General features: G+C 76.8%; 5 protein-coding genes. 2 read left to right on the top strand and 3 right to left on the bottom strand.

Features of this window, described 5'->3' with window-relative positions:
* Window positions 1-51 precede the first annotated feature (51 nt).
* Together A2U95_RS14215 and A2U95_RS14210 are read right to left on the bottom strand one after the other, a co-directional pair.
* Window positions 52-969 carry an EamA family transporter gene (locus A2U95_RS14215; protein ID WP_166022515.1) on the bottom strand — a complete coding sequence of 306 codons (918 nt, stop codon included), beginning with the start codon at window positions 967-969 and terminating at the stop codon, window positions 52-54.
* A complete protein-coding gene (locus tag A2U95_RS14210; protein ID WP_166022513.1) occupies window positions 966-2228 on the bottom strand; it encodes an MFS transporter in 1263 nt (420 codons plus the stop codon). Before A2U95_RS14210 ends, A2U95_RS14215 begins: the two co-directional genes overlap by 4 nt.
* A gap of 114 nt (window positions 2229-2342) precedes the next feature.
* Between A2U95_RS14210 and A2U95_RS14205 the strand changes: the two genes are divergently transcribed.
* The gene (locus A2U95_RS14205; RefSeq protein WP_166022511.1) at window positions 2343-2855 is read left to right on the top strand and encodes a MarR family winged helix-turn-helix transcriptional regulator; all 513 of its coding nucleotides are present in this window, start codon (window positions 2343-2345) and stop codon (window positions 2853-2855) included.
* Window positions 2856-2937: 82 nt separating this feature from the next.
* Here A2U95_RS14205 and A2U95_RS14200 read toward each other — a convergent pair whose 3' ends face one another.
* A complete protein-coding gene (locus tag A2U95_RS14200) occupies window positions 2938-4428 on the bottom strand; it encodes an FAD-dependent monooxygenase (protein ID WP_166022509.1) in 1491 nt (496 codons plus the stop codon).
* Window positions 4429-4555: 127 nt separating this feature from the next.
* Here A2U95_RS14200 and A2U95_RS14195 point away from each other — a divergent pair, with 127 nt between their 5' ends.
* Complete coding sequence (locus A2U95_RS14195) at window positions 4556-5149, top strand: TetR/AcrR family transcriptional regulator (protein ID WP_166022507.1); 594 nt, start codon at window positions 4556-4558, stop codon at window positions 5147-5149.
* The last annotated feature ends 7 nt before the right edge of the window (window positions 5150-5156 follow it).

Here is a 5156-nt window from a genome sequence, read left to right as displayed (position 1 = left end):
CGTGCCGCCGCCCGGGCGGCCGGTCCGCCCTGCGCGGGACCGGACCGCGCCTCACCTCCGCACGTGGTCCCGCCGGGCCCGCGGGAGCCGCGCGCGCGGGACCGGACGCCGCTGCCGGGGCGCCGCCTGGCCCGCGGCCGTGGCGCCCAGGGCGAGGGCCATGCCGGTCACCTGGACGGCCGTCAGGGACTCGCCGAGGAACGCCCAGCCCAGCGTCGTGGCCGTCAGCGGGGAGAGCGTGACCAGGAACGTGACGCTCGTGGCGCCCATGCGGCCCACCCCGCGGAACCAGAGCCAGTACGCCAGTGCCGTGTTGACCAGGGCCAGGTACGCGTATCCGGCGGCCCCCGCCGCGTCGACGTCCGGCGGCGCGCCCTCCACCGCCGCCGCGAGCGGTGCGATGACCAGCCCGCCCACCGTGAGCTGCCAGCCGGCGAGGGCCGGCGGACCGGCGCCTTCGGGCCTCCCCCACCGCTTGCCGAGGACCGTGCCGAGCGACATCGCCCCCGCCGCCGCCAGCGCCGCCGCCGTCCCGGCCGCGTCCACCACGCCGAGCCCCGGCAGCATCACCAGCGCCACCCCGGCCACCGCCGCCAGCCCCGTCACCACGGTCCGCGCCCGCACCCGCTCCGCCAGCAGCGGCACGCCCAGTACGGCGACCAGCAGCGGCCCGACCGACCCGGCCACCGCGGCCGTCCCGCCCGGCACCCGGTACGCGGCCAGGAACAGCAGCGGGAAGAACACGCCGATGTTCAGCACTCCCAGCACCGCCGCCCGCCACCACCAGTCGCCGCGCGGCAGCACGCGGGTGACCGCCAGCAGCAGGAGCCCGGCCGGCAACGCCCGTGCCAGCGCCGTGAACAGCGGGCGGTCCGGCGGCAGGAACTCCGTGGTCACCACGTAGGTGCTGCCCCAGAGGACCTGAGCGAGGCCGGTCACCGCCGCGGTGGCGGCCGCCGCCCGCCTCACGCGTCCGCCCCGGCGCGCCGCCCGGCCGGGGCGATCCGCACCGCGTCCCCGGGGAGCCGTCGCTCCACCGCGACCAGCAGCCCCGCCGCCACCAGCGACGTGCCGGTCAGGAAGATCCACGGCACCCGCCCGTCCACCGCCAGCAGCGTCGTGAACAGGGCCGGAGCCAGCGCCTTCGCCAGCGACCAGGACAACTGGTACACCGCCGTGTACCGCCCCCGCACCGCGGCCGGGGCGGCGGAAACGGCGAGCATGTCGGCGGCGGGGCTGTGGACCAGCTCGCCCACCGTGTAGACCACCACCCCCGCGACCAGCGCCGTCGCCAGCGCCCCCGCCGAGGCCGGCCGTGCCACCGCCAGCGCGAACTGGGCGAGGAACCCGGCCGCGAAGAGCAGCGAGCCGAGCGCGGCCGCCCGGGTCCGCCGCGCGCCGCTGCGCCGCACCAGGTGCCCCACGTACGTCCCGGCCGCCGCGCAGAGCGCCGTGTTGACGGCGAAGGCGGCGCCGGTGAGCGCGCCGGGGCCGCCGAGGTCCACCACGAAGAGCGGGAACAGCACCGAAAGCGCCGCGTAGCTCAGCGCGTTGAAGAAGTTGGCGCCGGTGAGCACCAGGAACGGGCGGTCCCGCAGGACCACCGGGTAGCCCGTGCCCCCGTCGGCCGCCGCGCCGGCGGCGGCCTCCCGCACCGGACGCACCGCGCGCAGCAGCAGGGCCGCCACCGCGTACGACGCCGCGTTGGCCCAGGCCGTGTACGTGTACCCGCCGGGGCCGGCCAGGCCGACGGCCAGGGAGGCGAGCAGCGTGCCCGCGCCGAGCCCCGCGTTGCCCACCGCCCGCAGCGTGGCCTGCAACCGGTCGCGGTCCGCGCCCCGGGCCACCTCGCCGACCAGCACCGCCTGCACGCCGGCGTAGGCCCGGTCGGCGGTCACCGTGAGCAGCGCGACGCCCGCGAAGGCGCCGAGCGAGTCGACCGCCGGGTAGGCCAGGAACCCGGTGAGGCGGACGGCGTGGAAGGTCATCAGCATCCGCCGCGCCCCGTACCGGTCGACGGCCGTGCCGATGAACGGCAGCAGCGCCATCCCGCCGAGGCCGGCCACCGTCAGCACGGCGCCCACCACCGCGTAGGAGAGCCCGGTGACGTGGTGGAAGAAGACCAGGCTGAACGGGATGTACATGCCGGAGCCGACCCCGTTCACCACCGCCGAGGCCGTCAGCCGCCGCTCCCCGGCCACACGCCCGCGCTCCCCGTCCCCGCCCATCCGGTCCTCCCCCGTCCCGCCCGAACAACTTGCCGGTGATTAGCTTAGTAGCAAGCTACTTACCATCAAGCTATTTTTTTGCCAGGGTCCGCGCGGTCGCCCGATACTCGGCACATGAGCACTCGCGACCCGCGGCACAGGGACGACGTCGACGCGATCGTCGAACAGTGGAGCCGGGAGCGGCCCGACCTGGAGACGCCCGCCATGGAGGTCTTCGGGCGGATCTACCGGCTGGCGCGCGGGATGGGCGAGCGCATGGAGAAGGAGTACGCCGCGTTCGGCGTCTCCCGCGGGGAGTTCGACGTGCTGGCCGCGCTGCGGCGCTCCGGCGAGCCGTTCACGCTCTCGCCGCGGCAGCTGTCCAGCACGCTGATGCTCACCACGGGCGGGATGACGGGTCGGCTGGACAAGCTGGAGCGGGCCGGGCTGGTGACCCGCTCGCCCGACCCCGACGACCGGCGGGCGCTGCGGGTCTCGCTCACCGCGCGCGGTCTGGCCCTGGTGGACGAGGCGGTGGCCGCCGGCCTGGCCGCGCAGACCGAGGTGCTGACCGCCGCGTTCGACGAGGAGCGGGCCGCCGAACTGGCGGGGATGCTGCGGGAGTTGCTGGCCGTCCTGGAGCGCTGACCGCACCGCGCGCACCATCGCGCCGCACCACCGCACCGCGCCGCGCCGGCGGGCCCGCCGGGCCCGCCGGGCGCCCCCGCGGTCAGCCCACGTGCGCGTCCAGCGCGGCCCGCACGCGCTCCCCGGTGGCCGCCTCCGCGGCCCAGGCGACGTATCCGTCGGGCCGGACCAGGACGGCGGTGCCGCGCGGGGCGGCCCACCGCTCCACCGCCAGGCGCCCGCCCCGCGACCCCACGGCGTGCTCCACGGCCAGTCCCGCCGGGGCGAGCAGCACGAACCGTCCGCCGCGCAGCGCCTCGTAGAGGCGGCGCCCGCCCGCCAGCGGCACGTCCGGCACCCTCGCGCCGACCGTGCGGTGGGCGCCGCGCGGCCGGCGGTAGCGGATGCCGATGCCGGTGACCATGGCGGTCCCCCGCCGCCACGCCGGACCCACCCGGCCGGCCGCGGCCAGCAGCGCGGTGCGCAGGGCGCGGCTCACCGGGTCGCGGGCCAGCGCGCCGCGGAGCAGGGCGCCGCTGGCCAGCAGCACCGTCCGCCCGACCGGGTGCCGTTCCGCGTGGTAGGTGTCCAGCAACGACTCCCGGGCGTGCCCGCCGAGCACGGCGGCCAGCTTCCAGCCGAGGTTGGCGGCGTCCTGGAGCCCGGTGTTCATGCCCTGGCCGCCGGCCGGGGAGTGGACGTGCGCGGCGTCGCCGGCCAGCAGGACCCTGCCGACCCGGTAGGAGGGCACCTGCCGCTCGTCGCTGTGGAAGCGGGACATCCAGCGCGGGTCGTGCATGCCGAAGTCGGTGCCGAGGGCGCTGCGGACGGTCTCGCGGACCTCCTCGAGGCCGACCGGATCGCTGTCCGGCCGGTCGTCGCCGCGCCGCCAGCCGGTCACCCGGTGGTAGCCGTCGCCGAAGGGGGCGACCAGCGCGAAGCCGTCCGGTCCGGCGTCGGCGGTGAGCACGGAGCCGGGGTCCTCGGACAGCCTGACGTCGGCGAGGACGAGGGAGCGGATCGCCGAACGCCCGGGGAACGGCAGCCCGACCAGCCTCCGGACCGCGCTGTGCGCGCCGTCGGCCCCGACCACGTAGGCGGCGCGCAGGGTGCCGCCGGCTCCGCCGGGCCCGCCGCTCCCGACCGTCACCGTCACCCCGTCGGGGTCCTGGCGGAGGCCGGTCACCTCGGTGGCGTACGCGAAGCGCACCCCGGCCCCGGCCGCGCGCCGCTCCAGGAGCCGCTCCACCTCGTACTGCGGGACGACCAGGACGTAGGGGAAGCGGGAGGGCAGCGAGCCCAGTTCCAGCGAGAGGCCCCCGAAGAGGCGGAAGCCGCGGAGCGGACGGCCGGTCGCGGCCAGCTCGTCGGCGAGGCCGCGGGCGTCGAGCTGCTCCATGGTGCGGGCGTGCACCACCAGGGCCCGGGAGAGGTTGCTGATCCCGCGAGGGCGCTTCTCCACCAGGGTGACGGGGACGCCGGCCTCCGCCAGGTCCCCGGCCAGCAGCAGCCCGGTGGGGCCCGCGCCGACGACGATCACGGAGCGGGACACCTCGCCGGTGTCGTGCGGGGTGGTGCCGTGCACGGTGGACATGATGGCCTCCCGAGGTCGGCGGCCACAGAGGTGACCCGGCGGGTCAACAACTGTTGGCCAACGCTTGTTGTCAACGCTAGACCTGCGGGCCTGGACGGTCAACAGTCGTTGGCCTACGTTTGTGGGCATGACCGAGAACAGCCCCCCGGCGGACTCCGGGACGCTCCGCCCCCGACGGTCGGAGGCGACCCGGGCCGCGATCCTGCGGGCGGCCCTCGCCCGGTTCGCGGCGGACGGCTACGAGCGGGCCACCATCCGCGCGATCGCCCGGGACGCGGGCATCGACCCGTCGATGGTGATGCGCTACTACGGCAGCAAGGAGGGGTTGTTCCGGGCCGCGTCGGAGATCGACCTGCGGATGCCGGACTTCTCCGGGGTGCGTCCCGCGGAGGCCGGCGAGGCACTGGTGCGGCACTTCCTCCAGCGGTGGGAGGAGGACGACTCGCTGGCCGCGATGCTCCGGGTCGGGCTCGCCTCGGGGCTGGACGAGGGACGGCAGCAGGCCCTGCTGGAGGGCCAGGTCGGACCGGCGGTGGCCCGGTTCTGCGCCGCCGCGGCCGACGTCCCGCGGCGCACGGCGCTGGTGGCCTCGCAGATGATCGGCATGGCGGTGCTGCGCTACCTGGTGGAGGTGCCCGCGGTCACCTCGATGACGCACGACGAGGTCGTGGCGTGGCTCGCCCCCACGGTGCAGCGCTACCTCACCGCGGAGAACCCCTGAGGACGGC

This window comes from Streptomyces chilikensis (genome assembly GCF_001642695.1).
Classification (GTDB): domain Bacteria; phylum Actinomycetota; class Actinomycetes; order Streptomycetales; family Streptomycetaceae; genus Streptomyces; species Streptomyces chilikensis.
This window is presented reverse-complemented; position numbering and strand designations above follow the sequence as displayed.

Excerpts from the sequence above, each read along its gene's own strand:
- A2U95_RS14200 (WP_166022509.1), bottom strand. The coding sequence starts at position 4,428 with ATGTCCACCGTGCACGGCACCACCCCGCACGACACCGGCGAGGTGTCC.
- A2U95_RS14195 (WP_166022507.1), top strand. The coding sequence starts at position 4,556 with ATGACCGAGAACAGCCCCCCGGCGGACTCCGGGACGCTCCGCCCCCGA.
- A2U95_RS14205 (WP_166022511.1), top strand. The coding sequence starts at position 2,343 with ATGAGCACTCGCGACCCGCGGCACAGGGACGACGTCGACGCGATCGTC.
- A2U95_RS14210 (WP_166022513.1), bottom strand. The coding sequence starts at position 2,228 with ATGGGCGGGGACGGGGAGCGCGGGCGTGTGGCCGGGGAGCGGCGGCTG.